Consider the following 26,057-nt stretch of genomic DNA (forward strand, 5'->3'; position numbering starts at 1 on the left):
TTTTTAATTGGATAACTATCGGCAAAGCGATCATATACATGTTGTTACGGACCGATGGCAGGAGAACCCTACTTAGTTGCAGAAGAAATTAGGGTCGAGTCAACGCGGACGTACACCATTCCAGATGATGTAGATAAGGATGTGAGTCATGAACATCGCCGTAGCAGGAGTCGGGTATGTCGGGCTAGTAACCGCGGTATGTCTCGCCGAGCAAGGACATCGGGTCACGTGCTTGGACATCGACGAAGAGAAAATCCGCCTTCTTCGCCAAGGAAAGTGCTCGATCTATGAATCCGAATTGGAAGAGATGATGGATCGGAACCGAGATCGTCTCGTTTATACGACGGACGGAGACGAGGCTTATCGCTGGGCGGAAGTTATCATTATTAGCGTCGGAACGCCCGAGAAGAAAGACGGATCGGCGAATCTGAAATACATCCACGACGTCGTCAGACAAATCGCCAGGTCGGTAGAACGCGATTGCGTAATTGCCGTAAAATCTACGGTTCCGGTAGGGACGAACGATAAGCTGGCGCAAATGCTGGAGGATCAACTCAGAGACTTGCGCAAAGACGTTCGAATACGCGTCGTATCGAATCCCGAGTTTCTTTCGCAAGGGACAGCTGTCAAAGACACGTTGCACGCTTCTCGGATCGTGCTCGGCGCGGAAGACGAACAAAGCGTTGACGTCATGAAGCGTCTTTACGAGTCGTTCAACTGCCCGATAGTGGTCACGGATCGCAGAAGCGCGGAGATGATCAAGTACGCGGCGAACGATTTTTTGGCTTTGAAAATATCGTATATGAACGAGATCGCGAATTTGTGCGAGATCGTCGGCGCGAACGTAGAAGACGTCGCCGCCGGCATGGGGCTCGACAAGAGGATCGGAGACCGGTTCCTGAATGCCGGGATCGGTTACGGGGGGTCATGCTTTCCGAAGGACACGAAAGCTTTGCATTGGCTCGCGAATTACAACGATTACGAGCTAAAGACGATCAAAGCGGCGATCGAAGTGAACGAAGCGCAAAAAATCCGGCTTATGAAAAAAGCGAGGAAATATTTCCATTCGTTCAGCGGGTTGAACATTGCCATCTTGGGCGTAACGTTCAAGCCGGGAACGGACGACTTGCGCGAAGCTCCTTCGCTCGCGAATATACCGTTTTTCCTCGAAGACGGAGCCCGACTTCAAGTGTGGGATCCCGTCGGGATGGATAATCTGAAAAAAATATACGATGGAGATCTTACTTATTGCGCCTCGATCGAGGAATCTCTGCTGAATGCGGACGCTTGCTTTATTTTTACGGAATGGCAGGAAATTAAAGCGTTGGATCTTCGTACGTATGCCAGGCTAATGAAAAGACCGCTAGTATTCGACGGCAGAAATTGTTATGCGCCGGAAGAAGCGAAGGCGGCGGGCATCCGTTACGAATCGATCGGCAGAAGCGGAAAGCAGGAAAGGAACGTGCTCGTTTGAAAACAGTCCTCATTACGGGCGGTGCCGGCTTTATCGGCTCCCATCTTGGCGAAGCATTGCTATCGAATGGCGTTAAAGTCGTTACTGTAGATAGCTTTAACGATTATTACGATCCGGCGATTAAGCGTCGGAATGTCGCCGAGACCCGCAAGTTCATGGCGATCAACGCTATCTCCGATACGAACTATACGGTTTGTGAAGGCGATATTAGGGATATCGCTTTTTTGAACGAAGTATTCTCGGACTATCCGATTGATGCGATCGTTCATCTTGCCGCATACGCCGGCGTCAGACCGTCTATCAGTAATCCTGTCCTTTATACCGACGTTAACATTAACGGCACGGTTAACTTGCTGGAAATGAGCCGCCAATATAACGTCGGCAGCTTCGTGTTTGCTTCTTCCTCTTCGGTATACGGCAATAACGAGAAGGTCCCGTTCGCCGAGGACGATGTCGTCGATTATCCGATCTCGCCTTATGCGGCTACGAAGAAGGCCGGGGAGCTGCTGTGCCATACGTATCATAGCTTGTACGACATTAACGTCGCTTGCTTAAGGTTTTTCACCGTCTTCGGTCCGAGACAGCGACCGGACTTAGCGATTCATAAGTTCACGAAGCTCATCGCGGAAGGGAAGCCTATTCCGTATTACGGAGACGGATCTACCGAGCGGGATTACACGTATATCGAAGATATTATAGACGGCGTAACGAAGGCGATCGAATGGGCTGGCGCCGGAAAAGGAAAGTATGAAGTATTCAACTTGGGAGAGTCGAATACGATCCGTCTTGATCGCATGATCGCGGCCATCGAGGCTGAGTTAGGGAAGAAAGCGTTAATCGAACGCTTACCGATGCAGCCCGGCGACGTGAATCGCACGAACGCCGACGTGAGTAAGGCCCGGAGGATGCTTGGTTATGATCCGAAGTGGCATTTCGAGGAAGGCATTCGCGAGTTTGTACAGTGGTATTCGGGTCATTAGATAAGTAATAATACCCATAATCTATCAGCTTATGATACTATTAGATCAGAAGAATGATGAGAGTGGGGTCTGATTATGTCGAAAGAACTACGAGTAGCCCATTGCCCCAAGTGCGGCAAAATTTATCAGATCAATATGCGCAATATGTGCTCGACTTGCTCGAACGAGGAAGACACGACGCTACGAACGCTCGAAGTGCAGCTTCTTCGTAATCGTCGCATGACGAACGAACAACTGGCTGAAGCCTCTTCCGTCCCGGCGGATAAAATCCAGGTACTCATTCGCGCGGGTAAGCTAAAGCTGTTCGATTATCCGAATTTAGCGGATGCATGCGATCGTTGTCGAGGACCGATCCGCAAAGGGACGTTGTGTCTCGCCTGCGCGACCCAAATTCAAGACGACATTACGCACGCACTTGAGCAGGAGCGGCTTTTGAAAGAGCGGATGCGTCAGAACACTTATTTTGCGAGAGATTAAACTCAAAAGGTATACACCGATCAAAAGACCGTCAGGCACACATAGGATTGTGCCTAACGGTTTTTTGTGTGTTTGTCATCTCAGTCTGAGGACCGAGATGGCGTACATCCCCTAGACCGTCGAACCTCCTTGACACATTAAGATACAATAGACCTGATGAATCGATAATTGGAAAATGAAGGAGAGAACGTAATGCCCGTATTGAATGTTCAAGGCTTGCGGAAAACGTTCGGTCCGGTTACGGCGGTCGAGGAGATCAGCTTCGCCGTGGAAGCCGGCGAGGTGTTCACGATCATCGGTCCGAACGGGGCGGGCAAGACGACGACGCTGGAAATGATCGAGGGGCTGCTCCCCCCGGATGCAGGCACGATTACGGTAGACGGATTAACGTGGGCGAAAAACGAGGAAGAGATCAAAATCAAGATTGGCGTGCAGCCGCAATCCGGCGCCATGTTCGACTTGTTGACCGTCGAGGAAAATCTCGATCTGTTCGCTTCGTTCTATCCGAAGCCCAAAGCTATCGCGGAAGTGCTGGAAATGATCAATTTAACCGATCATCGGGCGAAACACGTGAAGTCGCTCTCCGGCGGTCAACGTCAACGGTTGGCGATCGGCTTGGCCATGATCAGCGATCCTCAGATTATATTCTTGGACGAGCCGACGACGGGACTCGATCCGCAAGCGCGCCGCAACATATGGGACATCGTCTTGAAGCTCAAAGCGCTCGGTAAAACGACGATTTTGACGACGCACTACATGGAAGAAGCGGAGAAGCTGAGCGATCGCGTATGCATTGTGGATCAAGGACGAATCGTAACGCTAGATACGCCCGCAGCACTGATAGACCGACTGACTAAGGAACGGGAATTAAGAGTGTCGTTCCTCGACGGGGAAGCCGCCGCGATCGAAGGAGAGAAAGTAGCCGCGCAATTGCCGGGCGTCACGAAGACGGCGCGCGAGGGCGCGTTCCTGCAAGTGTGGTCGGTGAAACCGGAAGAGTCGCTCTACGGCTTGTTCGGCTTCACGAAGGAACGGGGATTCCGCGTAGAGCAAGTATCGATTCGCGAGCTGAGCCTCGAAGACGTGTTCATTGCCTTCACCGGCAAGGAATGGAGGGATTAAGATGAGCAGCGGCAAACAATTCGTCAAGCTCTTCGGCGCGAATATGAAGCTCATGTTCCGCGAGAAGCAAGTCTGGTTCTGGAATATCTTTTTCCCGGTCATTCTGATGGTCATCTTCATGGTCATCTTCGGCGGGGGCAGCAGCGAGTTCAAGGCGAAGATCGCGGTCGTCGAAACGAAAGCGAACGCCACGTCCGACCGGCTCGTTCAGCAACTGCGGCAAGTGCCGGTGTTCGAATGGAAATCCGAACAGCCGGTCGATCAGGCCCAAGCGGACAAGTGGATCAAGGACAAAGACGTGGACGCGGTTATCGTGCTTCCGGAGGCGGAGGACGCGAAGACGCTTAAGCTTATTTTCAACACGGAAAACGAGCAGGGCGCGACATCGCAAGCCGTGTCCGGCATCGTCGGACAATTCCTCGAGCAAGCAAACTGGAAGGAAGCGGGCGTGCAGCCGACGTTCCATCTGGACGTTAGTTCCGTATCCGGAGGCAGCGAGGATTTGAATTACGTCGACTTCCTCATGACGGGGATGATCGCACTCTCGATCGCGCAGGCCGGCTTGTTCGGCATGGTGGGCATGGTAGAGATGCGGCGCAAAGGCTTGCTTAAGCGGCTGAGAATGACACCTGTCAAAATGGGGCTGTTCGGTCTATCGGGCATGCTCGTGCGGTTCATCCTAGGCGTCGTTCAGATCGTCCTGCTAACCTTAATCGGCGTATTCGTCTTCGGGGCAAACCTGCATATCGACGCATTAACGTTACTCGTCGTCTTCTTCGTCGGCGCGGTCGCGTTCAACTCGCTAGGCTATCTGTTCTCGTCGTTTAGCAAGACGATGGAAGCATACATGGGCTATGCCAATATCGCAAGCTTCCTCATGATGTTCCTCAGCGGCATCTTCTTCCCGACGAGCGGATTCCCGGATTGGCTTAAGCCGGTCAGCGAAGCGCTTCCGCTCACGTACTTCGTGGAAGGCATGCGCGATGGCATGGTTTACGGCAGCGGGCTGTTGACATCCGATTATTGGCTAGGCATCGGCGTGTTAGCCGCATGGGGGGTTGCGACATTCGCGGTCGGAGCGGTTATTTATCGGATGTCTAAAATAGAAGTGCGTTAATCTCTGATTAGTTATTCGGTGACGTCTCTTGCTTGCTTACTGCAATCCTATTTATACGCTTTATAACGATATCCCCTTCACTCAGGATCTCTTGACGATCCGTCACCTGAGCGAAGGGGATATCGTTGTAAAGGAGCTCAAACACTTATTATCGCTTGCCGTTACTTCTTAGCTATCGCCTTCTGCAGCGCTGACTTCCATTCGCGGATTTGCGCGTTCGGGATGTCGGCTGCCGTAGGAATCGGGGTAGGCGCGTCGGACAACCCGTACTTCAGCTTTAGCGTCAGTATGCGTCGTACGCTCTCGTCAATGCGGGATTCCTTGACCTTGCCTGACTTGACCGACTTTAACAGCTCGTCGTAGACGGATTGCATTTTGACGTAGTCGTGCGCGACCATCAAAATATCGCTTCCCGCATCGACCGACTTCAATGCGGCATTCACGGTGCCGAAATGATTGACGATCGCCCCCATCGTCATTTCGTCGGTAATGACGACGCCGTTAAATCCTAGCTCCCCGCGCAGCTGGTCGCTTATGATGACCTTCGAGAAAGAAGCTGGCGCTTTGTTGTCGATCAGAGGAAATAAAATATGCGCGACCATTACGATTTCGGCTCCGTTATTAATCGCGGATTGGAACGGAATCCATTCCTGCTGTTGGAGCTGCTCAAGCGTCTTGCGGACGACGGGGAGCGATAGGTGGGAGTCGACCGACGTATCCCCGTGGCCGGGAAAATGCTTCACCGCGGCGATTACGCCGGACTCCTGCAGTCCGTTCATCTCCGCTACGCCCATCTTCGCGACAAGCTCGGCGTTATTGCCGAACGAACGGACGCCGATAATCGGATTATGAGGATTACTATTGATATCGAGCACGGGGGCAAAGTCCAAGTTTAGACCCATGACGCGAAGTTCTTCGGCTAACAATCCGCCGAGAGACTTGGCGATTTCCGCGTCGCCGGATTTGCCGACCGTAGCGCTATCCGGAATGCCTTCGAAATCTTTCGGCAGACGGCTCACTTTCTGGCCCTCTTGATCGACTCCAAGAAGGAGAGGCGCAGCGTTGTCCTTGTTAGCGGCTTTTATGGCATTGATCAGCTTAACGGATTCATCCAATCGTTGCAGATTGTCCGCATACACGATGACGCCGCCGGCATGGCTGTTTTTGATGAGCTTCTCGGCCGTCCGATCCAGCGTCGTTCCGTCCACGCCGATCATGAGCATCTGGCCGACTTTCTCCTCCAGCGTCATCTTGGCCATGATCGCGGACACTTCGTCTACTTCCGCGGATTCCGATGGGGTAGGAGTGGGCGTGGGGGTCGGCGTTTCGACCGGCGCTGTCGACGGGATAACCGTCGCAGTCGGGGTTGGCGCGCTCGTCTCCGTCGCCGTACCTTGATCGATCGGCAGCGGGGCGGCGGGTTCGTTGCCGTTATTGCCGCCGCTGCATCCGCTTGCGAACAAGAGCAACATCAACATAGCTCCCGTAATCTTCGTCCGATGCCAATCGTATTTCTGATGCATCCGTCTTTCCATATGAGCACATCCCCGTATTGTTGTAGCAAAAACGCTCCGATACCCGTCGATAGGTTACTGGAGCGTTCAAGCCTATATTGAGTTTGTTTAAACTTCGAAGGAACTTTTCAGCGAAACGATACGGTTGAAGACAGGCGCGTCAGAGGTCGAATCTTTAGGATCGACGTTGAAGTAGCCATGGCGGAAAAATTGGAACTTATCGCCGCCGTTCGCTTCTTTCATGGCCGGCTCTACGAAGCCGTCCAGCACTTGCAGCGAATTCGGATTAATGTGGTCAAGGAACGATTGGCCTTCTTCTTCCGCTTCTTCGGTAATAAGAGGCTCATACAGACGGAACTTGGCAGGCACCGCATTGCTCGCGTCCACCCAGTGGATCGTTCCTTTGACTTTGCGGCCGGTAAAGCCGGAGCCGCTCTTCGTCTCGGGATCGTACGTGCAACGCAGCTCGATGACGTTGCCGTCCGCGTCCTTAACGACTTCCTCGCACTTAATGAAATAAGCATGCTTCAGTCGTACTTCGTTGCCTGGGAACAGGCGGAAATATTTCGGCGGCGGATTGTCCATGAAGTCGTCTTGTTCGATATAGATTTCGCGCGAAAACGGAATTTGGCGATGTCCCATGTCCGGGTTTTCGGAATTGTTCTCGGCATCGAGCCATTCCGTTTGCCCTTCCGGATAGTTCGTGATGACGACTTTGAGCGGTTGCACCACGGCCATCGTACGAAGTGCTTTCAGCTTCAAATCTTCGCGGATGAAGTGCTCCAGCATCCGTTCGTCCACGATGCCAAAGCTGCGGGTAACGCCGATTTCGCGGCAGAAGGCGCGGATCGAATCGGGCGTGTAGCCTTTGCGGCGCAAGCCGGAAATCGTCGGCATGCGGGGATCGTCCCAACCGTCCACTACGTTCTCGTCCACGAGCAGCTTCAGTTTTCTTTTGCTCATGACCGTATTCGTCAAGTTTAGGCGCGCGAATTCGTATTGGCGAGGCGTAGCGGGCATTTCGCATTCCCGAACGACCCAGTCGTAGAAAGGACGTTGATCCTCGAATTCCAGCGTGCAAATCGAATGGGTGACGCCCTCGATCGCGTCTTCGAGCGGGTGCGCGTACGTGTACATCGGATAGATGCACCAAGCGTCGCCCGTGTTATGGTGATGGGCATGAAGGACGCGGTAGATGATCGGATCACGCAAATTTACGTTCGGAGAAGCCATGTCGATTTTGGCGCGCAGCACCTTTTCGCCATCGGAGAACTCGCCGGCTTTCATTCGGGCAAACAGGTCGAGATTCTCGTCTACGGACCGGTTGCGATGCGGGCTATCTTGGCCGGGGGACGTCAGCGTGCCGCGCGTCTCCCGAATTTGGTCAGGGGTTTGGTCGTCCACGTAGGCGAGGCCTTTGCGAATGAGCAGAACGGCGCGATCGTACATCTCTCCGAAATAATCGGAGGCGAAGAAAAGTCCGTCCCATTCGAAACCGAGCCATGCTACGTCTTGCTTGATCGACTCGACGTATTCGACGTCTTCCTTAACTGGGTTCGTATCGTCGAACCGGAGATTCGTTCTTCCTTTGAACTCGTCGGCCAGCTCGAAGTTCAGACAGATGGATTTCGCGTGACCGATATGCAAATAGCCGTTCGGCTCGGGAGGAAAGCGGGTTACGATTTCTTTCACTTTGCCCGAGGCAAGGTCCTCGACCACGATATTTTTAATAAAGTTTGATGACAGCGACTTCGTTTCCACTCGGATCCGACCCTCTTCCCTGATGAATGTATATCTTCTAATAATACACAAAACTCGGCTCTCTTATAAAGGGTTGGGGCAAAAAATGATGAATTGTCACTCCTTGTCCCGCCTTAAGATGAGACCGATATCCTATTTCTCTTAAAAAAATGATAAAGGTTTAATTTTTCCGTAACTTTTCCACGACAATGCTCGTTATAGTTGATGAAGAGAATGGTAAGGGAGGAAATCGCATGCTGTCATGGCTGCGCCGCGAAACTACGGCGGATTTGCCGCGGGATCCGAAGGAAGACGAACCAGTGGCTGGGCAGTCGGACGCGATTAGAGGAGTCTCGCAGAACAAACCGTTGCTTACCGTACGCGGAGTGGAGCGCGCCTTCGACGTCGGGGGAAGCAAATTGCGGGTGTTGAAAGGAATCGATCTCGAGCTGTATCCGAACCAGCTTATTATGCTGAGAGGACGTTCGGGCTCGGGGAAAACGACGCTGATGAATCTTATGGGCGGTCTTGACACGCCTACGGCCGGTGAGATCGTGTTCCAAGATCGGCCGTTCCACAAGTGGGGCGACGATAAACGAACCGAGGTTCGCCGGAAGGATATCGGATTTATTTTCCAAGCGTATGCCCTTATGCCGCTATTGTCGGCTTACGAGAACGTAGAGTTGTCTCTTCGCATGGCAAAGGTGCCGCGCGGGGAGTGGAAATCGAGAGTAACGTCGTGTCTCGAGCTTGTCGGACTGGGGAAGCGAATGCACCACAGACCGTTCGAGCTGTCGGGGGGCGAGCAACAGCGGGTGGCGATCGCCAAGGCGATTGCGCATCGGCCTAGCTTGCTCTTGGCGGACGAACCGACCGCCGAACTGGACAGCCAGATGGCGGCCCAAGTCATGCAAGTATTCAAAGAGATCGTCGCCACGCAGAACGTCACGATCTGCATGACGACGCACGACCCGACTATATTGGAGGTAGCAGACCATGTCTATGAAATGGTGGACGGCGTATTCGTCTCCTAACGAAGCATCGCGCAACGCGCGCAAGAGAGGGCGCCTAATCTCGGCGATGATCGCCACGATGACTTTGTCGGCCGTTATTTCCGGGTGCAGCTTGTTGCCGAGCGAGCCGGTCGAAGAAGATCTGTCCGCGATCGAGTTGCCCAAAATTTCCGAGAAGCCTTCCTATGAAGTGACGACGAAGACGCTCGAATCGAAAGTACAGGGCTCGGGCAAGGTTTTGTCGCTTCAGGAGAAGACGCTCTATTTTACGTTGGACGGCAGAAGGCTCAAGAAATTATACATACAGCCCGGCCAAGTCGTCGAAGAAGGCCAGACGATCGCCGAGCTGGATGTAGACGATATGAAGAAGACGCTTCGCAACCAGACGCTCGCCTTTAAACAGCAAGAACTGCAAATGAAGACGACGCTGCGCAATAAGGACGAAATGGATCCGGTAGAATTCGAGCAAGCGGTCATTAACTTCGAGTCGGCGAAGCAAGCGCTCGTCGACATGCAAGAGGATATCGACAAGGCGGTGCTCGTCGCGCCTTACAGCGGAACGATCGTCGGACTGTCCGTGCAAGAAGGCGCGCAGATCAAAGCTTACGACGCGATCTGCATCATCGCGGATCCGAGCCGGTTGATCGTAGCGGCGACGTTGTCGAGAGACGATCTTGAGAAAGTCGCGGTAGGCATGGAAGTGCGCGTGGACATTAACAACGCCGGTACGGTTCAAGGCACGGTCAAGCAAATGCCTCAAGCGCAGACGGACGCGAATAACGGCGGTCAAGGCGGCCAGGGCCAAGGCAATCAGGGTCCGGTAAGGCTCGATCAATATTTGCTCGTAGACGTGAAGGAGCTTCCGAAAGAGGTTACGAGAGGAACGCCGTTGTCGGTAGCGGTCATTACGAATCGCAAGGAGAACGCGGTCGTCATTCCGACGGCAACGCTCCGTACGATCGGCGCTCGCTCCTACGTGCAAGTCGTCGAAGCAGACGGCACCAAGCGGGAGGTCGACGTAGAAGTCGGCCAACAGACAGCGACGGACGTTGAAATTTTGCAAGGCTTAACGCCGGGGCAGAAAGTCGTAGGCAGGTAACCTATGGCGCTGATTCGATTTCTATTCCGCAAAATGTGGAACACGCGCTGGCTGACGCTCAGTACGCTTGCCGGATTGTTCATAGCCGTCGCCTTCACGACGAGCATTCCGATGTACGCGGACGGAGCGCTTAAGCGCGTCGTGTCCCAGTCGTTGCAGGACAACAGCCAAGGTTTGCCGGCCGGGGCGATGCTCATCAGCTATCAATCGACGGATGGCAAGACGGATATGGAAGGCTTCGATAACGTTAATCGTTACATCGAGCAAGACGTCAAAGCGGACATCGGCTTCCCGGTCGATTCTACGCAGCGAAGCTTGACGCTGCGGAGCTCGGAAGTGTATCCGGAAGACGCCACGAAGGTGGATGCGAGCCGGACGCGCAAGCTAACGATTTCGGCGTTCAGCGATTTGCAGGCGCAATCGGAGCAAGCCCAAGGCAAATGGTTCGCCGACAAGACGGATAGCGACGGCACCGTGCAAGCGATGATGCTGGAAGAAGCGCTGTTCCGCAACGATCTTCACGTCGGCGACGTCTTGATGTATCCGGTGTCCGGAGGAAGAGAACTGCGCGTTCAAATCGTCGGCTCTTTCAAGGCGAAGGACGCCGCGAGCGGCTATTGGTACCAAGGCTTCGAGGGGCTTATGAACAGTCTGTTCATCTCGGAAGACGTATTCACTAACGATCTGAACAAAGGGATGAACTTGCCGATTCAGATCGCCAACTGGTACTCCGCTTTCGATCTTCGCGAGATCAAGACGAGTCAACTCTCTCCGTTATCTAGTACGCTTAATCGCGTCGATATCGAAGTTTTCAAAAGGCTAAACGACACGCACCTTAGCATTTCGTTCTCCGACATGCTCAAAGATTTCCGCCGCGACAGCCTGCAGCTTCAGACGCTGCTCTTCACGCTGGCGGCGCCGATGATCGCGATGGTGTTCTATTTCATAACGATGAACTCCCAGCAAGCGCTCGAAAAGCAACGCTCGGATATCGCGGTGCTTCGCAGCCGGGGGGCCAGCACAAGGCAAGTGTTCTTATTGTTTTTATTGGAAGGATCGTTACTCGGCATCGTCGCGTTAGTCGCCGGACCGTTCTTCGGATGGTTCATGGCGAAGAGTATCGGTTCGGCGAGCGGGTTCCTCTTATTCGTAGACCGCAAGTCGATTCCGGTCGGCTTCTCGACCGACAGCGTCATTGCAGGAATCGGTGCGGTTATCGTCGCCATCGGAGCAGCGGTCATTCCCGCGCTCGTGTTCACCCGCACGTCCATCGTCGATTACAAACGGCAGATGGCGCGGACGGAGCGCAAGCCGTTCTGGCAGAAGTGGTTTCTCGACGTCGTCCTGCTCGGCGTGGCCGGATACGGCTGGTACTTATTCAACGAGCGTCAGATGGTATCGTTCGCTACCGGAGTTACGACGGACCAACTGAACGTGCAGCCGTTCCTGTTCTTCGTTCCGGCGATAAGCATATTCGCGGCAGGTCTCGTTTTCCTGCGATTGTTCCCGCTCATCTTGAAGCTGCTTAACGTAATCTGGAAAAAGCTGCTGCCTGTACCGTTGTATTTGACGCTCACGCAGCTGTCGCGTTCGTCCAGATCGTACTATCCGCTAATGATCCTGCTTATTTTGACGCTCGGGCTAGGCGTGTACAATTCGTCCGCCGCCCGAACGATCGGACTGAATTCCGAAGAGCGCATCATGTACAAATACGGTACGGACGTCGTCGTCAAGACGGTGTGGGAAGGCACGGCCGAGTTCGCTCCGGTCGATACTTCCGGAGGCGGCAACGGTGGTGGTTCCGGCGGTGGAGGTAATGGCGGCGGAGGCGGAGGATCCGGTGGCGGCAATGGCGGCGGTAATGGCGGAGGCAACGGCGGTGGTGGCGGAGGCGGGCAAGGCGTAGTTCCGACCCGCATTAACTACAATGAACCGCCGTTCGAAGTTTTCCGTACGTTGCCCGGCGTAGAGCATGCGGCGCGCGTGCTTCAGACGAAAGGCAATCTGACGATTTCCGGCAAGTCCGCGGGGCAAGCGACGATCATGGGCATCGACAACGTCGACTTCGCGCGCGTAGCTTGGTTCCGCAACGACTTGTATCCGGTCAGCCCTTATAAGTATTTGGAGTGGATGGGCAAATACCCGGAAGGGGCGCTGATCTCTTCTAACGTAGCCAAGAAGTTCGAACTGAAGCGCGGGGACATCGTCCGCACGGTGCTTCAGGAGCAGGCGATCGAGTTCGTCATTTTGGACATTTTGCCGTATTGGCCGAGTCAATATCCGGATCAATCGCCGTTCCTGATCGCGAATCTCGATTATATTTACGATCAAGTGCCGCTAATCCCATACGACGTATGGCTGAAGATGGATCCGGACGCCAAGACGGCGCCGATCATCCCTGTACTGCAAGGCAAAAGCGTCGAGCTCGCCTCGATCGACGACATGCGCAGCGAGCTCATCACGCAGAGCAAGCACCCTGCTAGAGGCGGCGTGTTCGGTATTTTGAGCCTCGGGTTCATGGTAACGATCATCGTCTCGCTCTCGGGATACATTCTGTTCTGGTTTTTCAACTTATCTCGGCGCGTCGTACAGATCGGGATTTTGCGGGCGATGGGCTTATCTCGCAAGCAGCTTACCGGGATGTTGCTCCTCGAGCAAATTTTCACCGCAGGGCTATCGATCGGATTAGGGATCGGAATCGGCAAGCTGACGAGCATACTGTTCCTGCCGTTCTTGCAGACGACCGACAACTCGGCGAACCAAATTCCGCCGTTCCGCGTCGTATTCGATGCGGCGGACACGAATCGCTTGTACATCGTAGTCGGGGTCATGATGACGATCGGCGTCGCCTTGCTGATCACACATATTCGCAGACTGAAAGTGCACCAAGCCGTCAAGCTCGGAGAGGAGCGATAACCGATGATTACGTGCGAAGGGTTAGTCAAAATTTACAAAGCGGACGATCTCGAAGTTGTCGCGCTTCAAGGTCTTAACCTTAGCGTTAAGCCCGGCGAGATGATGGCGATTATCGGCAACAGCGGAAGCGGGAAGTCCACGCTGCTTAACATTCTCGGCGGATTGGACCGTCCGTCCGCCGGGCAAGTGCAGGTCGGTCCTTGGAACTTGCTTAAAGCAAGCGACGATGACTTGGTGAAATACAAGCGCGACACGGTCGGCTTCATTTGGCAAAATAACGGGCGCAACTTGCTGCCCTTTCTGACGGCGCTCGAAAACGTCGAGATGCCGATGATGTTCGCCGGCAAGCTGGATCGCGCTTATGCTAAGCAACTTCTAGAGTGGGTTGGACTGAAAGACCGCATGCACAACAAGCTTCAACAGCTGTCCGGAGGCGAACAGCAGCGCGTGGCGATCGCGATATCGCTCTCGAACCGCCCGCAGCTGCTGCTCGCGGACGAACCAACGGGTTCCGTCGATACGCGCACCTCGGACGTCATCATGGATATTTTTCGCCGGTTCAACAAGGAACTGGGGCTTACGATCGTCATCGTTACGCATGACTTGTCTCTTGCGGGCAAAGTGGATCGGGTAGTCGCGATTCGGGACGGTCTTACGAGCACGGAGTTTATTAAACGCAATCCGAACCTGGATCAATCGATCCCGCTATCCGGTGGACATTCGCTGGATGACGTTCACGAAGAATTCGTAGTCGTCGACCGCGTCGGGCGGATGCAAATTCCGAAGGAATACTTGAAGGCGCTGGCGATCGGAGACAAGGCTACGATGGAATTCGATGGCGACAAAATCGTCATCACCGCACCGAAAACATTAGAGGGGGAAGAAACCGCATGACGAATAACAAATCGGTTCCCAAATGGATCAAAATCAGCTTGTCGCTATCGCTGCTAGTTCCGATACTCGCGGCGTGCAGCTCGAAGGACAATACGGCTGATCCTAACAATCGTCACACGTTACGCATCGGCACGCTGTACGGCAGCACGCAGGACGACCAATACTTCCGCCAGCAATACACGGATCTGTTCGAGTTCGATCACGACAACATCGACATCGAAATCGTACCTGCGATCGACTACAACCAAATGCAATTCGAGGATCAAGGGAAACCGCAACAACAGCCCGACCCTCTCGAGAAAGTAAAAGCCATCATGACCGGAGATAATCCGGTAGACGTTATGATCTTCGATCTGAACTTGCTTGGACAGCTCGTGAACGAGAACCTGCTGAAGCAGCTGGATCCGATGCTTAAGGAAGACAAAATCGACACGGAAGCGTTCGTGCCGACGGTTATGGAAGGCATCAAGGAGCAAGGGGACGGCTTTATTTACGCGCTGACGCCGACGTTTACGCCTTCCGCGCTGTATTACAACAAAAAGCTGTTCACTAAAGCCGGCGTAGATTTCCCTACGGACGGCATGAGCTGGGACGACGTCTTCAATTTGGCCAGACGCATGAAAAAAGGCGAAGGAAAAGACGCCACGTTCGGATTTTCCTTGAATCAATGGGGAGCCGGAGACAGCTTCTATGACCTTCAGAACTTCATTGCTCCATTGCAGCTGAGAATGTTCGACGACAAAGCGGAGACGATGACCGTCAACACGCCGCAATGGGAAGCGGTTTGGAAACAGATTACCGATCTGAACAAAGACCATATTACGCCGAAGCAAGAAGATATGCAGTTCATGTACGATCAGCAGAACGCTGGCGCTACAGACGGCGCAGTTCGCTATAACCCGTACCAAGGACAAATGTTCCTGAACGGCAAAGTAGCGATGGCCGTAGGCGATTACAGCATGATCAGCCAAATTCAACAGATGAACGCGAACGCCGACAAGCTCAAGATCGACAAGTTGGAGTGGGATGTCGTAACGATGCCATTCTTCGCGGAAAAAGTGGGCTTTGGCGGCAGCATCTACTTGAACCAATTGGCGGGCATTAACGCCAAGGCGCCAAATCCGGACGACGCATGGGAATTCGTTAAATTCATGAACAGCGAGAAATCGGCGAAATTCAAATCGCGCAGCACTTATGAAATGTCCTCTCTTAAAGCTTTCGTTAAGGTGAAAGAAGGCATGGATCCGTTCAATATCGAAGCGTTCACGAAGATGAAACCGGCTCCGATGGCTCAGTCTTCGCTTAAGGATCAAGAACTCTACCGCGAGAAGCCGAACTTGAACATGGTGACGGAGCTGGGGAACCAGGCATATATGAAAGTCATCCAAGGTACGATGACGGTTAAGGAAGCGCTCGCGGAGTGGCAGACGAGAGGTAACGATCTGCTTCAGAAAATCAAGACGAATCCGAGCGGCCCGATTGACGGCATCTACGACAACGTCTACGGCGATGGCGGAGGTGTTATGCCGCTCGACAAGCTGAAAGTGATGGAAGCGGCGGGCGAAAGCGTGTCTGTGTCTTCCGACGATGCCGTGGCCGTGCCTGAGGGCGAAGCGACGACGGAGGATGCGCCTGCTTCGGCGTCCGCGTCGACCGACTCGGGCTCCGCATCCGAATCAGCGGCATCCGCGCAACCTAAAGGGTAACGAGTAACTGAACGGTGATGCACCCCATAGCAGCGTTGGGAATAGACCGATGGTTTATCCGATACAATGCTATGGGGTGTTTTTTTTACAATTTCGATTGAGAAGGAGATTAGACGATTCCGAATAACGGGTTTCAAAATACGCTCCGCCGTGCATCCTAGAGGGTACTAACCCAGATTACGGAGGGATGAGCGTTGAAATGGGTTTATTGGTCAAGGTTGTACGATAGCAAGTTTCAAGCAGGCTGCCTCGTACAGCGAATGGAACACGACGGTTGGGTGTTCGGGATCGAATTGCCGCGTGAAATCGAAGTGTACCGTTCGCGTAAAGGCCGCTATGGCGTCCGATATCTTCCCTGAGTGCTGGTGTGTCGATCTTGGCAACAGCGCATCGCTGTGCTAAGCTGAGACCGACGACAGTTGCTTAGGAGGATGTACGATGAGACCGTTGCCGATATCGGCGGACACGGCGCAGAAGCTTGCCGCGTTCATGAAGGTGCCCTTGGAGCACTTGATGCATATGCCGCAGCACGCCTTATTGCAGAAGCTTGGCGAGATGGCCATGGCGAATGCGGGGAAGGACGAGGCGGATAATGCCAATTCAGGTGAGGGAAAACATAACGCTTGACATGACATGCTGAAATAGAGTATATTATTATTTGTCGCCAATAACTGGCGGATGCAAGTACATCGACGCGGGGTGGAGCAGCCCGGTAGCTCGTCGGGCTCATAACCCGAAGGCCGCAGGTTCAAATCCTGCCCCCGCAACCAACCTTTCTCTGGACCGAGACGGGGGCCTTTAGCTCAGTTGGTTAGAGCGGTCGGCTCATAACCGATTGGTCGGGGGTTCGAGTCCCTCAAGGCCCACCAACTGAAATGATGAAGAACGAACTACATACGTATCGATCGCAAAAGATCCCATCGCTCGCCGAGCATGGGATCTTTTTCTTTCTATGGCTGGAAGCAAGCGAGATTATTGGGCGAATTGGATAAGTAAACCTTGCTTTAAGGTGCCGTTCCGTGGTAATATGTTATCTGTTGTCACGTTTGGCGGTACTTCCTCCAAGTGGGCGACTAACGTGCCGGGGTGGCGGAATTGGCAGACGCACAGGACTTAAAATCCTGCGGTGGGTGACCACCGTACGGGTTCGACCCCCGTCCTCGGCACCACTTATATCAAGGCTTCTCGGGGTTTTAGCTCATAAAGCTAAGGCCTTTTTTCATGCTCAAAAAGCGGTTTTGCTAACATTTTGCTAACGGCGATCATTTTTTGTGATCTTTTCGGGCTTTCTTACACGCTCGGCATCATAGTTGAATTGACGTTGTGAACGGGGATTGTTGGTTCATATGATGCGTTCAAGAATTCCGTCACGCTCCAATCTAAGACGCTGGATTTCGGCTTTAATGGCTTCTCTGCGGCAAGATAAAGTGTTGGTGTTGCAATACTCCAACGCAAGCTTTACGTGGGTTCTGGCAATGTCCAGAAGCGCGGCAGTTATTCCAGCATCGTTCAATGCCCTCCACACTACATACTTCATTGTGCCACTCCCTTCGACTTGTTAGAGAATAGATCGTTAATTTTTTGTGCGGTATCTTTCTTTGTTTCCATGTCGATGTGGGTGTAGGTATTCGCTGTAATATTGATGGTGGAATGCCCTAACCATACTTGGACTTCTTTAAGGCTTACGCCATGTTTGATAAGATAGCTTGCCGTCGAGTGCCTGAGATCGTGAAATCGGATGTGTGGCAAACCGTTCTTAGCGAGTATGTCTTTGAACTTATGGTTCAGGAATTCTGACTTCATTGGGCTACCGTCAGGCCAGCAGCATACAAGACCGCTGTTGATGTAATCTTTACCGAATAGCAGCTTATTTTCCTTCTGCCGCTTCTTTAGCGCCCTCAAGTAATTTTCGATGTTCTCCATCAATGGCAGAATGCGTTGGCTGCTTTCGCTTTTAGGCTTCTTCACGACCACTGTTTTGCCTATCTTCACGCGAACCTCTCTGATCGAAATTGTCTTTTCATCGAAGTCCACGCAATCGAATTTCAATCCGAGCACCTCGGAACGCCATAAGCCGTAGTGAGCCGCGATATATACGGCTGACTCTATAGGTGTACCCATACAAACCTCAAATAGCTTTTCGAGCTGTTCGACTGTGTAGTAATTGGCGTTATACTTCTCTTCCTTTGGGAGCAGAATTCGATCGGCGGGGTTAAACGGAATCAAGTTCATTCGAACTGCGAAATCCAATGCGGACTTAATGTTAGCGTGATGTCTTCTCAATGTTTTAGCGGACAATCCTTTTTTACCTGTTGCAAGATCGTTCTGATGCTTGGTCTCGTAATATTTTTGCAGATTAATCGGCTGTAATTCTTGCAGTAGCAGATCGTTTTGACTCTTGAAATAGGGGATGATATGCTTTGTTACAACCATTTGGTAGCCTTCCCATGTGGTTTCCTCAACCTTGCTTTTAATGACGTTATTCAGCCAGTCCAGCATAAAATCGGTGAATTTTAGTTTCCGTTGCGGCAGAACGAAGCTATTGTTGTCCATCTTCGTCAAGGCTTCTCGCAGAGCCTTCTCGGCATCCGATTTTTTCTCACATTTAGTGTTAATCCACTTTTGCTTCCTTTTTCCGGTTTCGTCCTTCGTTTCGACTATGATGTACCAGTAGTTGCCGCGTTTGAGCAAACTGCCTTTCATGTGCATCGACCTCCAAGTGAGTTTTTGAAAATGAAAAAGACAGGAGCATATTTGCCCCTGTCTACAAGTCCAGCTATTGAGATTACTTCACTCTCGCAAGTATATATTCTTCAATGCAGCTTTTCGGAATTCGATATGCTTTGCCGATTTTAAACGATTTAATCTGTCCTGAACGTAGCAGATCGTAAGCTTTGTTCCGACCGATTGCTAGAATCTCCATCATGTCGGAAAGCGTGATAACATCATCGTATTCTGTAAACATTGACACAACATCCTTTCCATGTATTCCAATGGATAATATATACTTGAAGGTGTATTCAATACGGATTTGAGCAGTGCTATTCCCACATTCCCGCGTTCCCACGTTCCCAAAAGCTTTAAGTCAAGTTTCGTGTATGGTACGTTTAGATGTTACTGATTTTGATCATTTTTTTGCTCCTTCTCTTCACATTGAATTTGATTATTACACATTTGTTTGGCTTGAAATAATTTATTATTCGTTAAGTTGTGTCTAGCTAATAATACCGTATAACCGTTGAGTCGAATAAATTGGCAGGTGTGATATGGAGAAATATCAGTCAGAGGAATTCATTGAAAAATTTTCGGAGAAAGTAAAGGACTCCGTATTCGACTACGGATTGGATGACATTCGAACAAAGATTAATAGGATTCTTCAGAAGGAGAATCTCTATTTTGATGGCGAAGGTTACCTCCTATTGCAATCAGAAAGTAAAGAAAATGAGACAAGAATATGTAACTTCTTCGTTCTTCCGACACATAGTCTTTACTACGATGATGGGGAAAAGATTCATGAAGCGGGAATTTCAGTTGAGCTCTATTCGCGATTTAATGAAGATAAATACAAACGTATTTTGGTAAATTTGAGTGACGAGGCAATCGAGAAGGGGAATTGGATGTCCATTGAATTCATTGACCGCGACTTCTTGATTTATAAGTCTGATCTGTATAGGTATCTTAGGATTGCAATAAAATTGTCCTCACGCATTATAAAGGAAAAGGCTAAAAAGATTTTTTATAATGACGAGTGGCTTGAAGATGGAGAAGCAGTAGAACATATAGCTGAATCTAGGCGCGAACGAAAAGTGATTTCAATCATGAAAATTGTCAATGGAAATGAGCAGGAAAACAATCAAAAGGAAGCTACAGATGCGGTTATGTTTTTAAGGGCACAAAGCCAGTATATTTCTGAAATCAAGATGCTGGTTTTTCCTCTGGAACCTTCCGATGAAGAAGGTGAATGGGGCTGGGAGGATAACGATTACTACTATCTTGTCTACTCGAAGACGTGGAGCTGGATTCGTGCTTATTTTACTCGCAAAGGATTTAAGCTTAGAATAACTGAGAAAGATCTGGATCATTTCCTGGTTGAATCGGGTATTTTTGAAAGCAATGAAATAAGATCAAAGACCAACTTAAAACGTGCTGATTTCAGAACATCTCAATTGAGCAATCGGGTGTTTAAGATAAACAAATTAAGATTTAATGAATTTCTATTGGACATGGAAAAATGATTATAAAAAACAAAGTACATGAGCGCATATTGGCTGCTCATGTACTTTTTTATTGTATTCCAAACATCACTTTGACGCTTAAATAATATACCCCTCTCCGGCAGTTGCTTTTCCACGGCATGGTTTAGGAAGGGGGGGAGTCAGGGTGATGTGTATGTCTATTGATAGGTTATATGTTGTATATGAAATGACGGATTCTGAATATAGTGACACATTTTTAAAACTAAAGGCCTTTTTAAAAACTTTACGGCAAGGGATATGGCGAGACAAATGTGATACATCCGCATATTTAACGACTGGATTATCCGAAGTTGGTTTTCAAGAAATACGAATGCGTAAAACATGGAATTATCGTTCTATTGAAATTCGGCTCTATCCGGAATTACTGAAAAATATCGACGGTTCAAATTACTATGGTTTGCCTCGCATAAGTGATTTTGGCGAAGTCGGCACTAAGTTCGACCACATATTGCAGGAAGTTATCGGACTTTGTGTGCCATCTTTCTTTGAATGGAGAGCCAAAAGAGTCGAATATACCGTCGATTTGTATGTAGGTGAAGAACTCATTCCTAAATTATTGTTCTTGTATTCAAAAGGTAATATCCCCATTTACATGCTGAAAGAAAAAGTCACACAAATGTACATCGGCTCCGATACTAATCTGTATTTGTATGCTCCAACGGTTACGGTGAATTGGTACGATAGGTATAGAACGCTGCAAGAGAAGGAGCAGAATTCAAAGGAGCAATTCAGGGATTACAGTGTAACCAAAGGGATATTAAGGTTTGAAATTCAATGCAAGGCCTGTAATGTGAAAGTCCACGATGTTTTATCAGTAGATCGCTGCAGAGATCGATTGAATTACTTTTACGATTTGATTATTGGGGCAGGTGACTACTATACGTTCGACAAAGCAAAAGAGATCATCATTGAGAAAGTCAAGAGTGACAGGAAAAGAAAGACGCTAACTCGACTCCTTGAACTAATCGATCAATGCGGAAGCGTATGGGCAGCTAAATTACAGTTTGCAGGAGAAGTGGAATTTTCGATAGGAACACAAAATCAAAAGCAAATAATGGACAGGTTCAGTAGCAGACTTGGAAAACTGCGGGATTTAGGTATCAACCCGGTCTGCTTGCCTTCTGAATGGGGCATTAGCAGACTAGAAAATTTGGATAGCAGGATTCAAGCTTATTTGGAAGATCAGCGTCATCATTAGAATAAGAAGGAGGCGGATAGCCTCCTTCCCAATATTTTAGGTGATATGACTCAATAGTATAACTTGCGGTCAAACAGGTTTTTCTCAGCCATTTCTACACCAATTCACGAAGTGTTCGCAATTGTTAAATAATAAACTGTATTCAGTTTCGCCCAACCTACTGTAAGCTCTTCTTACTACCTCATCTCGGCTGTGTCTCAAATTAGAATGCCGTTTTTCAATTGATCTGCCATTTTTGAATGCAGCTATTGAATCAATTTGTATTCTCCCTCTCCCATGGGGCTTGGGATAATGAATGACCATGCCATTGCCGAGGTAAAGTCCGTGATGCATATACCCACAGTAGACCATAATATGGTCTCCTTTTTCCAAAATAGGGTCTGTTCCCAAATATGCATGACCTGCTTTTATTGGCGCAGTCTGTACACTTTCAATAGCATTAAACGCTGTAACGACTGTTTTTTTAATTGCTTCACTTAAAAATGATAATGGGTGTTGATTCATTGAAATAATCCTCCTCTATTTGTGATATTAATCAAGAGTATATAGTTACGATATCGTGAGAATTTTCCATATAATTTTGGCTAAAAATATGATTCCCCCTTTATGAGCAAATAAAAAAGACGTTTAATTCTCAGAAGGATCAGAATTGAGCCTAAAGGAAGTAAGTGCATTCCTATAGCTTTATCTCGATCTTCATCGGTTAACGTCAATCCATGAATATTTATACAGTCAAATCCAAGTGAACGATCACTTGGGGCTGTTGCAGATGTGGATGATAACTAACTATGTAGATAAGAAGCTTGCATCTGCGGGTTATGGCATCTAACAACCTCACAATACCATAATTTACCAATATTTGCAAGAAACATTGGAAGTATTTGAAAGAATTTGATGGTAACTAAATGCATTGAAAGCTATGTTTTTAAGCTTTAATGGAAATGTCCATGTTCTTTCAAACTGTAGAATTGATTGCCGCCAATAATTATATGATCGAGCACTTCTATGCCTATGATTTCCCCTGCTGATACAAGGCGCTTAGTCAGATTAATGTCTTCAGGAGATGGAGTCGAGTCACCGCTCGGGTGATTATGAGCGCATATGAGGGATGCGCTACAACGCTTGATGGCGGCGCGGAATACTTCCCTTGGATGCACTATCGCAGCGTTCAGAGAGCCAACCGATATTATTTCCTTAAAGATCACTCGGTTCTTTGTATTCAGGAATAGACAAGTAAAATGTTCCTTGGAAGAGTGCCTTAATTCAGGTGCAAGTAGATCGTATACGTCCTTCGGACAATGAATTGAAACTTGATCATGCGAGGGAAAGGTTAGGGTTTTAGCCAGTTGAAGCAATGCGGTAATCTGGCGAGCTTTACCTATTCCAATTCCTTTAATCGTGGTTAATTGCTGCTCACTAGCTTCCAGCAGTTCTGTAGTTGTTGGGAATTGTTGGAACATTTCTTGAATCAGATAGCTGTCGTGTTTCTCTCTTAGGGATTCGGAGATAAGGCGTTTAATTTCGGTGGGGGGATAAGGTGTCATTGGTTTTCCTCCGTTGATTTGATGGACACAAAAAGGCCGTATACAGTTGAAGGTGTACGACCCTTCGATGCATGGATAGCCTCTCGCGAGGACTACCTATCGTGCATAGGTGTCAGGGGTATAATATATATTTCATTCGATTCAAAATACTAAAGTATGGGATTATGATTTGTCGAAATTAGCGGTATTTTCTGGAATTCGAAGCTAGGATAGGCTATGATTGAAGTATCAGCTTGATTGTTCAATTTGCATATTCATTAAGCTTTGGGTTCTATTAAAAGCTGAATAGGAGAAATATTATGTCAAGAGATTTAGGCAATGCTAGAAAAAATAAAAATGATGAATTCTATACTGTGTATGAGTACATACAAAAAGAGGTAAACGCATACCTTGAATATTTCCCGGATACATTTAAAGACAAAATTGTTTTTTTGCCATGTGATGACCCAGAATGGTCAAATTTCACAAGATTCTTTGCTCAAAATTTCGAAAATCTGGGACTGAAAAAGCTTATTAGTACAAGCTTTTCAACTGAAAGTAAAAAGCATAATGGTTATCAATTTTCTTTAGAAGATTTTTTGACTGATTATGAAAAGACAAGCCCTCAGTTTGACGAAAATATAACTGCGACTAGAGGAAAGATATTTGTTCTTGAGAGAGATACAAATGGCTCGGGAAATATCGATATTAAAGATTTAAAATGGTCTTATTTAGAGGGTGATGGGGATTTTCGTTCTGATGAAGTTAAAGCACTCAGGGATGAGGCTGATATAATTGTTACAAACCCACCGTTTTCTTTGTTTAGAGAATTTGTTGCTTGGATAATGGAAGCTGACAAAAAATGTTTAATTATTGGAAGCCAAAATGCTATTACATATAAAGAGATATTTCCTCTGATAAAGGACAATAAGTTTTGGGTAGGCGCAACATGTAATAGTGAAGATATGGTGTTTCGAGTACCAGATGGTGCGACAATAAATCCTAAAGACAAGGAGAAAGCAGAAAAACTAGGATTTGTTGGTAACTATACAAGGTTGGGTAATGCTAATTGGTTCACAAATATTGAACATGGGCGAAGACATCAACCACTATCGCTTATGACAGAGAGCGATAATTTGAAGTTTAGTAAGCATAAAGATTTGATAGAAGTTGGTTATCAAACGTATGATAACTTTGATGCAATAGAGGTATCACATTTGGATTCAATTCCTAGTGATTATGAAGGAATTATGGGAGTGCCTATTACATTTTTAAGTAAATATTGCCCTGAACAATTTGAGATTTTAGGTTTTGGGGCTGGCGAACTGGGAACACAAGCCGGTGTAAGACCTTATGATAAAAGATTGAAACCATTAAGTTCTGCATTAAGAGATGGAATACCTTATATATATGATCGGGAAAGCAACACTGTAAAAGTTCCATATGCAAGAATATTTATTAGAAAGAGGGTGTGATTTTTGATTACAGAACTTAAAACAGAAACTACAATATCTGATATTTGTCGGGGATTTGTATATAACGAATATGAAGGTAAAGGACTCTTTGGTTTGTCTGGTAAGCTTGTAATTCAACCAGAGTATCAAAGGAACTACATCTATGCGGATGGAAAGAAGGATGTTGCGGTTATTGATTCCCTCTTGAAGGGTTATCCGTTAGGACTTATCTACTTTGTAAAGGTATCTGATGATAGATATGAAGTGCTTGATGGACAACAACGTATAACAAGTTTCGGAAGATTTGTGACTGGAAAGTTTCCGATTATTGGTGCAGATGGTGTTCCGCATTATTTTAGCGGTCTTGCTGAAGATTTGAAAATTAAAATAATGGATTCAAAGCTTACTATCTATGAATGCCAAGGAACAGAATCTGAAATCAAAGAATGGTTTAGAACAATCAATATTGCAGGTGTTCCACTTAATGAGCAGGAAGTATCCAATGCAATTCATTCGGGACCGTTCGTTACAAAGGCAAAGGGAGAATTTAGCAATTCACAGAACGCAAATATTCAAAAGTGGAGTGCTTATATAAGTGGTGATGTTAAACGTCAGGATTATCTTAAGACAGCCCTTGACTGGGTTTCTAAGGGCAATATTGACGATTACATGAGCAGACATAGAATTGATGATAATATCAAAGAATTAAAGACTTACTTTACTTCTGTTATTGATTGGATATCTAGCGTTTTTTCAGATGTTGAAAGCGAAATGCGAGGACTTCCGTGGGGCGAATTATATGAGAGATTTCATTCAAACTCATATAATCCACAGGATGTACATAATAAGCTTCAGGAATTGTATTCAGACTTTTACGTTAAGAATAGAAAAGGTGTATATGAATATATTTTAGGCGGTTGTACGGATACGAAGTTGCTTGATGTAAGATTCTTTGATGATGTTACAAAGAAAACCGTTTACACAAAGCAAACCACGGATGCACAGAATAAAGGCAAATCTAATTGTCCATTATGTGCTATAGGAAATGACAACAACAAGGCTAGAATATATAAAATAACCGAAATGGACGCCGATCATGTGTCGGCATGGAGCAATGGCGGCGTAACAGATATTAAAAATTGTACGATGTTATGTAAGACGCATAATCGTGCTAAAGGAAATAAGTAAATTGTGGAGACTACTTTAACCCGTAGTCTCTTTCGTTTTGTGCTTTATAAGTCTGAAAGATAATTGGTAAAAAATGCTTTTTAATTTTTCTGCTTAACGGTGACGAACGACATTTAAGCATAAGAGCATTTCCCCCGAAAATGGCACGAGCGGCAAAGAGGCATTTGTACCAAGTGGAAAAAGCACTTTAAAATAGAAGATATGCAAGTAGACCACATTACCCCATGGAGCAAGGGCGGCAAAACAATAGCTGAAAACTGCCAAATGCTATGCGCTGACTGCAATAGAAGAAAAAGCAATGTGTAATGCGATTGCAACAAGAGCGCTACGTTAGCAGTTAGGGAATTTGTGGTAACTAGGAGCAGAAGCATATGGCTTCTGCTCCA

At 48.5% G+C, this 26,057-nt stretch carries 23 protein-coding genes and 3 tRNA genes; 20 read left to right on the top strand and 6 right to left on the bottom strand.

The window, feature by feature from the left end; all coding sequences use genetic code 11:
* The first annotated feature begins 148 nt into the window (after positions 1 to 148).
* The 5 genes from ACFPQ4_RS22570 (at position 149) to ACFPQ4_RS22590 (ending at position 5,170) form a co-directional block, all read left to right on the top strand.
* Complete coding sequence (locus tag ACFPQ4_RS22570) at positions 149 to 1,474, top strand: UDP-glucose dehydrogenase family protein (RefSeq protein WP_378114184.1); 1,326 nt, start codon at positions 149 to 151, stop codon at positions 1,472 to 1,474.
* A complete protein-coding gene (locus ACFPQ4_RS22575; protein WP_378114185.1) occupies positions 1,471 to 2,454 on the top strand; it encodes a GDP-mannose 4,6-dehydratase in 984 nt (327 codons plus the stop codon). The genes ACFPQ4_RS22570 and ACFPQ4_RS22575 overlap by 4 nt, the downstream gene beginning before the upstream one ends.
* A 75-nt stretch (positions 2,455 to 2,529) precedes the next feature.
* Complete coding sequence (locus ACFPQ4_RS22580) at positions 2,530 to 2,931, top strand: hypothetical protein (protein ID WP_378114186.1); 402 nt, start codon at positions 2,530 to 2,532, stop codon at positions 2,929 to 2,931.
* Between the two features lie 192 nt (positions 2,932 to 3,123).
* The gene (locus tag ACFPQ4_RS22585) at positions 3,124 to 4,053 is read left to right on the top strand and encodes an ABC transporter ATP-binding protein (RefSeq protein ID WP_378114187.1); all 930 of its coding nucleotides are present in this window, start codon (positions 3,124 to 3,126) and stop codon (positions 4,051 to 4,053) included.
* 1 nt (position 4,054) lies between these two features.
* The gene (locus tag ACFPQ4_RS22590) at positions 4,055 to 5,170 is read left to right on the top strand and encodes an ABC transporter permease (RefSeq protein ID WP_378114188.1); all 1,116 of its coding nucleotides are present in this window, start codon (positions 4,055 to 4,057) and stop codon (positions 5,168 to 5,170) included.
* A gap of 161 nt (positions 5,171 to 5,331) precedes the next feature.
* Here ACFPQ4_RS22590 and nagZ read toward each other — a convergent pair whose 3' ends face one another.
* Both nagZ and ACFPQ4_RS22600 read right to left on the bottom strand, forming a co-directional pair.
* Positions 5,332 to 6,705 carry a beta-N-acetylhexosaminidase gene (gene nagZ, locus ACFPQ4_RS22595; RefSeq protein ID WP_378114189.1) on the bottom strand — a complete coding sequence of 458 codons (1,374 nt, stop codon included), beginning with the start codon at positions 6,703 to 6,705 and terminating at the stop codon, positions 5,332 to 5,334.
* Positions 6,706 to 6,792: 87 nt separating this feature from the next.
* Complete coding sequence (locus ACFPQ4_RS22600) at positions 6,793 to 8,445, bottom strand: glutamine--tRNA ligase/YqeY domain fusion protein (RefSeq protein WP_378114190.1); 1,653 nt, start codon at positions 8,443 to 8,445, stop codon at positions 6,793 to 6,795.
* A 233-nt stretch (positions 8,446 to 8,678) separates the two neighbouring features.
* Between ACFPQ4_RS22600 and ACFPQ4_RS22605 the strand changes: the two genes are divergently transcribed.
* From ACFPQ4_RS22605 to ACFPQ4_RS22650, 10 genes are all read left to right on the top strand, one after another.
* Positions 8,679 to 9,458 (top strand): ABC transporter ATP-binding protein, encoded by a 780-nt coding sequence (locus tag ACFPQ4_RS22605; protein ID WP_378114191.1) that lies wholly within the window; start codon positions 8,679 to 8,681, stop codon positions 9,456 to 9,458.
* A complete protein-coding gene (locus ACFPQ4_RS22610) occupies positions 9,421 to 10,536 on the top strand; it encodes an efflux RND transporter periplasmic adaptor subunit (protein ID WP_378114192.1) in 1,116 nt (371 codons plus the stop codon). Before ACFPQ4_RS22605 ends, ACFPQ4_RS22610 begins: the two co-directional genes overlap by 38 nt.
* Before the next feature lie 3 nt (positions 10,537 to 10,539).
* The gene (locus ACFPQ4_RS22615; RefSeq protein ID WP_378114193.1) at positions 10,540 to 13,452 is read left to right on the top strand and encodes an ABC transporter permease; all 2,913 of its coding nucleotides are present in this window, start codon (positions 10,540 to 10,542) and stop codon (positions 13,450 to 13,452) included.
* A gap of 3 nt (positions 13,453 to 13,455) precedes the next feature.
* Positions 13,456 to 14,346, top strand: a complete 891-nt coding sequence (locus ACFPQ4_RS22620) for an ATP-binding cassette domain-containing protein (protein ID WP_378114194.1) — start codon at positions 13,456 to 13,458, stop codon at positions 14,344 to 14,346.
* Positions 14,343 to 16,052, top strand: coding sequence for an extracellular solute-binding protein (locus ACFPQ4_RS22625; protein ID WP_378114195.1), 1,710 nt, complete (start codon positions 14,343 to 14,345; stop codon positions 16,050 to 16,052). The genes ACFPQ4_RS22620 and ACFPQ4_RS22625 overlap by 4 nt, the downstream gene beginning before the upstream one ends.
* 194 nt (positions 16,053 to 16,246) lie before the next feature.
* A complete protein-coding gene (locus ACFPQ4_RS22630; protein WP_378114196.1) occupies positions 16,247 to 16,411 on the top strand; it encodes a hypothetical protein in 165 nt (54 codons plus the stop codon).
* 79 nt (positions 16,412 to 16,490) lie between these two features.
* Complete coding sequence (locus ACFPQ4_RS22635) at positions 16,491 to 16,679, top strand: YycC family protein (RefSeq protein ID WP_378114197.1); 189 nt, start codon at positions 16,491 to 16,493, stop codon at positions 16,677 to 16,679.
* A 66-nt stretch (positions 16,680 to 16,745) separates the two neighbouring features.
* A tRNA-Met gene (locus ACFPQ4_RS22640) sits at positions 16,746 to 16,822 on the top strand.
* A gap of 22 nt (positions 16,823 to 16,844) precedes the next feature.
* Positions 16,845 to 16,921: transfer RNA gene (locus tag ACFPQ4_RS22645), tRNA-Ile, on the top strand.
* A 211-nt stretch (positions 16,922 to 17,132) separates the two neighbouring features.
* Positions 17,133 to 17,221, top strand: a tRNA-Leu gene (locus ACFPQ4_RS22650).
* Positions 17,222 to 17,585: 364 nt separating this feature from the next.
* On the opposite strand, the gene ACFPQ4_RS22655 is transcribed toward ACFPQ4_RS22650, so the two are convergent.
* Positions 17,586 to 18,755, bottom strand: a complete 1,170-nt coding sequence (locus ACFPQ4_RS22655) for a tyrosine-type recombinase/integrase (protein WP_378114198.1) — start codon at positions 18,753 to 18,755, stop codon at positions 17,586 to 17,588.
* An 82-nt stretch (positions 18,756 to 18,837) separates the two neighbouring features.
* The gene (locus tag ACFPQ4_RS22660) at positions 18,838 to 19,017 is read right to left on the bottom strand and encodes a helix-turn-helix domain-containing protein (RefSeq protein ID WP_378114199.1); all 180 of its coding nucleotides are present in this window, start codon (positions 19,015 to 19,017) and stop codon (positions 18,838 to 18,840) included.
* Between the two features lie 301 nt (positions 19,018 to 19,318).
* Between ACFPQ4_RS22660 and ACFPQ4_RS22665 the strand changes: the two genes are divergently transcribed.
* On the top strand, positions 19,319 to 20,287 hold the full coding sequence (locus tag ACFPQ4_RS22665; protein ID WP_378114200.1) for a hypothetical protein: 969 nt from the start codon (positions 19,319 to 19,321) through the stop codon (positions 20,285 to 20,287).
* Positions 20,288 to 20,441: 154 nt separating this feature from the next.
* Positions 20,442 to 21,506 carry a hypothetical protein gene (locus ACFPQ4_RS22670; protein WP_378114201.1) on the top strand — a complete coding sequence of 355 codons (1,065 nt, stop codon included), beginning with the start codon at positions 20,442 to 20,444 and terminating at the stop codon, positions 21,504 to 21,506.
* A gap of 84 nt (positions 21,507 to 21,590) precedes the next feature.
* Here the strand turns inward: ACFPQ4_RS22670 and ACFPQ4_RS22675 are convergent, their stop codons facing one another.
* Both ACFPQ4_RS22675 and radC read right to left on the bottom strand, forming a co-directional pair.
* Complete coding sequence (locus ACFPQ4_RS22675) at positions 21,591 to 22,010, bottom strand: lecithin retinol acyltransferase family protein (protein WP_378114202.1); 420 nt, start codon at positions 22,008 to 22,010, stop codon at positions 21,591 to 21,593.
* Between the two features lie 428 nt (positions 22,011 to 22,438).
* Positions 22,439 to 23,050: a RadC family protein gene (gene radC, locus ACFPQ4_RS22680; protein WP_378114203.1), complete on the bottom strand. Its 612-nt coding sequence runs from the start codon at positions 23,048 to 23,050 to the stop codon at positions 22,439 to 22,441.
* 299 nt (positions 23,051 to 23,349) lie between these two features.
* Between radC and ACFPQ4_RS22685 the strand changes: the two genes are divergently transcribed.
* The 3 genes from ACFPQ4_RS22685 (at position 23,350) to ACFPQ4_RS22695 (ending at position 25,977) form a co-directional block, all read left to right on the top strand.
* On the top strand, positions 23,350 to 24,504 hold the full coding sequence (locus ACFPQ4_RS22685; protein ID WP_378114204.1) for an adenine-specific methyltransferase EcoRI family protein: 1,155 nt from the start codon (positions 23,350 to 23,352) through the stop codon (positions 24,502 to 24,504).
* A gap of 3 nt (positions 24,505 to 24,507) precedes the next feature.
* A complete protein-coding gene (locus ACFPQ4_RS22690) occupies positions 24,508 to 25,671 on the top strand; it encodes an HNH endonuclease family protein (protein ID WP_378114205.1) in 1,164 nt (387 codons plus the stop codon).
* A 162-nt stretch (positions 25,672 to 25,833) separates the two neighbouring features.
* Positions 25,834 to 25,977: an HNH endonuclease gene (locus ACFPQ4_RS22695; RefSeq protein ID WP_378114516.1), complete on the top strand. Its 144-nt coding sequence runs from the start codon at positions 25,834 to 25,836 to the stop codon at positions 25,975 to 25,977.
* Positions 25,978 to 26,057 lie beyond the last annotated feature (80 nt).

This window comes from Cohnella yongneupensis, assembly GCF_042655785.1.
GTDB classification, from domain to species: domain Bacteria; phylum Bacillota; class Bacilli; order Paenibacillales; family Paenibacillaceae; genus Cohnella; species Cohnella yongneupensis.

Bases quoted from the DNA above. Each gene is read 5' to 3' on its own strand.
- ACFPQ4_RS22570 (WP_378114184.1), top strand. From the start codon at position 149: ATGAACATCGCCGTAGCAGGAGTCGGGTATGTCGGGCTAGTAACCGCG.
- ACFPQ4_RS22580 (WP_378114186.1), top strand. From the start codon at position 2,530: ATGTCGAAAGAACTACGAGTAGCCCATTGCCCCAAGTGCGGCAAAATT.
- ACFPQ4_RS22585 (WP_378114187.1), top strand. From the start codon at position 3,124: ATGCCCGTATTGAATGTTCAAGGCTTGCGGAAAACGTTCGGTCCGGTT.
- ACFPQ4_RS22590 (WP_378114188.1), top strand. From the start codon at position 4,055: ATGAGCAGCGGCAAACAATTCGTCAAGCTCTTCGGCGCGAATATGAAG.
- nagZ (WP_378114189.1), bottom strand. From the start codon at position 6,705: ATGGAAAGACGGATGCATCAGAAATACGATTGGCATCGGACGAAGATT.
- ACFPQ4_RS22605 (WP_378114191.1), top strand. From the start codon at position 8,679: ATGCTGTCATGGCTGCGCCGCGAAACTACGGCGGATTTGCCGCGGGAT.
- ACFPQ4_RS22610 (WP_378114192.1), top strand. From the start codon at position 9,421: ATGTCTATGAAATGGTGGACGGCGTATTCGTCTCCTAACGAAGCATCG.
- ACFPQ4_RS22615 (WP_378114193.1), top strand. From the start codon at position 10,540: ATGGCGCTGATTCGATTTCTATTCCGCAAAATGTGGAACACGCGCTGG.
- ACFPQ4_RS22620 (WP_378114194.1), top strand. From the start codon at position 13,456: ATGATTACGTGCGAAGGGTTAGTCAAAATTTACAAAGCGGACGATCTC.
- ACFPQ4_RS22625 (WP_378114195.1), top strand. From the start codon at position 14,343: ATGACGAATAACAAATCGGTTCCCAAATGGATCAAAATCAGCTTGTCG.
- ACFPQ4_RS22635 (WP_378114197.1), top strand. From the start codon at position 16,491: ATGAGACCGTTGCCGATATCGGCGGACACGGCGCAGAAGCTTGCCGCG.
- ACFPQ4_RS22655 (WP_378114198.1), bottom strand. From the start codon at position 18,755: ATGAAAGGCAGTTTGCTCAAACGCGGCAACTACTGGTACATCATAGTC.
- ACFPQ4_RS22660 (WP_378114199.1), bottom strand. From the start codon at position 19,017: ATGTTTACAGAATACGATGATGTTATCACGCTTTCCGACATGATGGAG.
- ACFPQ4_RS22665 (WP_378114200.1), top strand. From the start codon at position 19,319: ATGGAGAAATATCAGTCAGAGGAATTCATTGAAAAATTTTCGGAGAAA.
- ACFPQ4_RS22670 (WP_378114201.1), top strand. From the start codon at position 20,442: ATGTCTATTGATAGGTTATATGTTGTATATGAAATGACGGATTCTGAA.
- ACFPQ4_RS22675 (WP_378114202.1), bottom strand. From the start codon at position 22,010: ATGAATCAACACCCATTATCATTTTTAAGTGAAGCAATTAAAAAAACA.
- radC (WP_378114203.1), bottom strand. From the start codon at position 23,050: ATGACACCTTATCCCCCCACCGAAATTAAACGCCTTATCTCCGAATCC.
- ACFPQ4_RS22685 (WP_378114204.1), top strand. From the start codon at position 23,350: ATGTCAAGAGATTTAGGCAATGCTAGAAAAAATAAAAATGATGAATTC.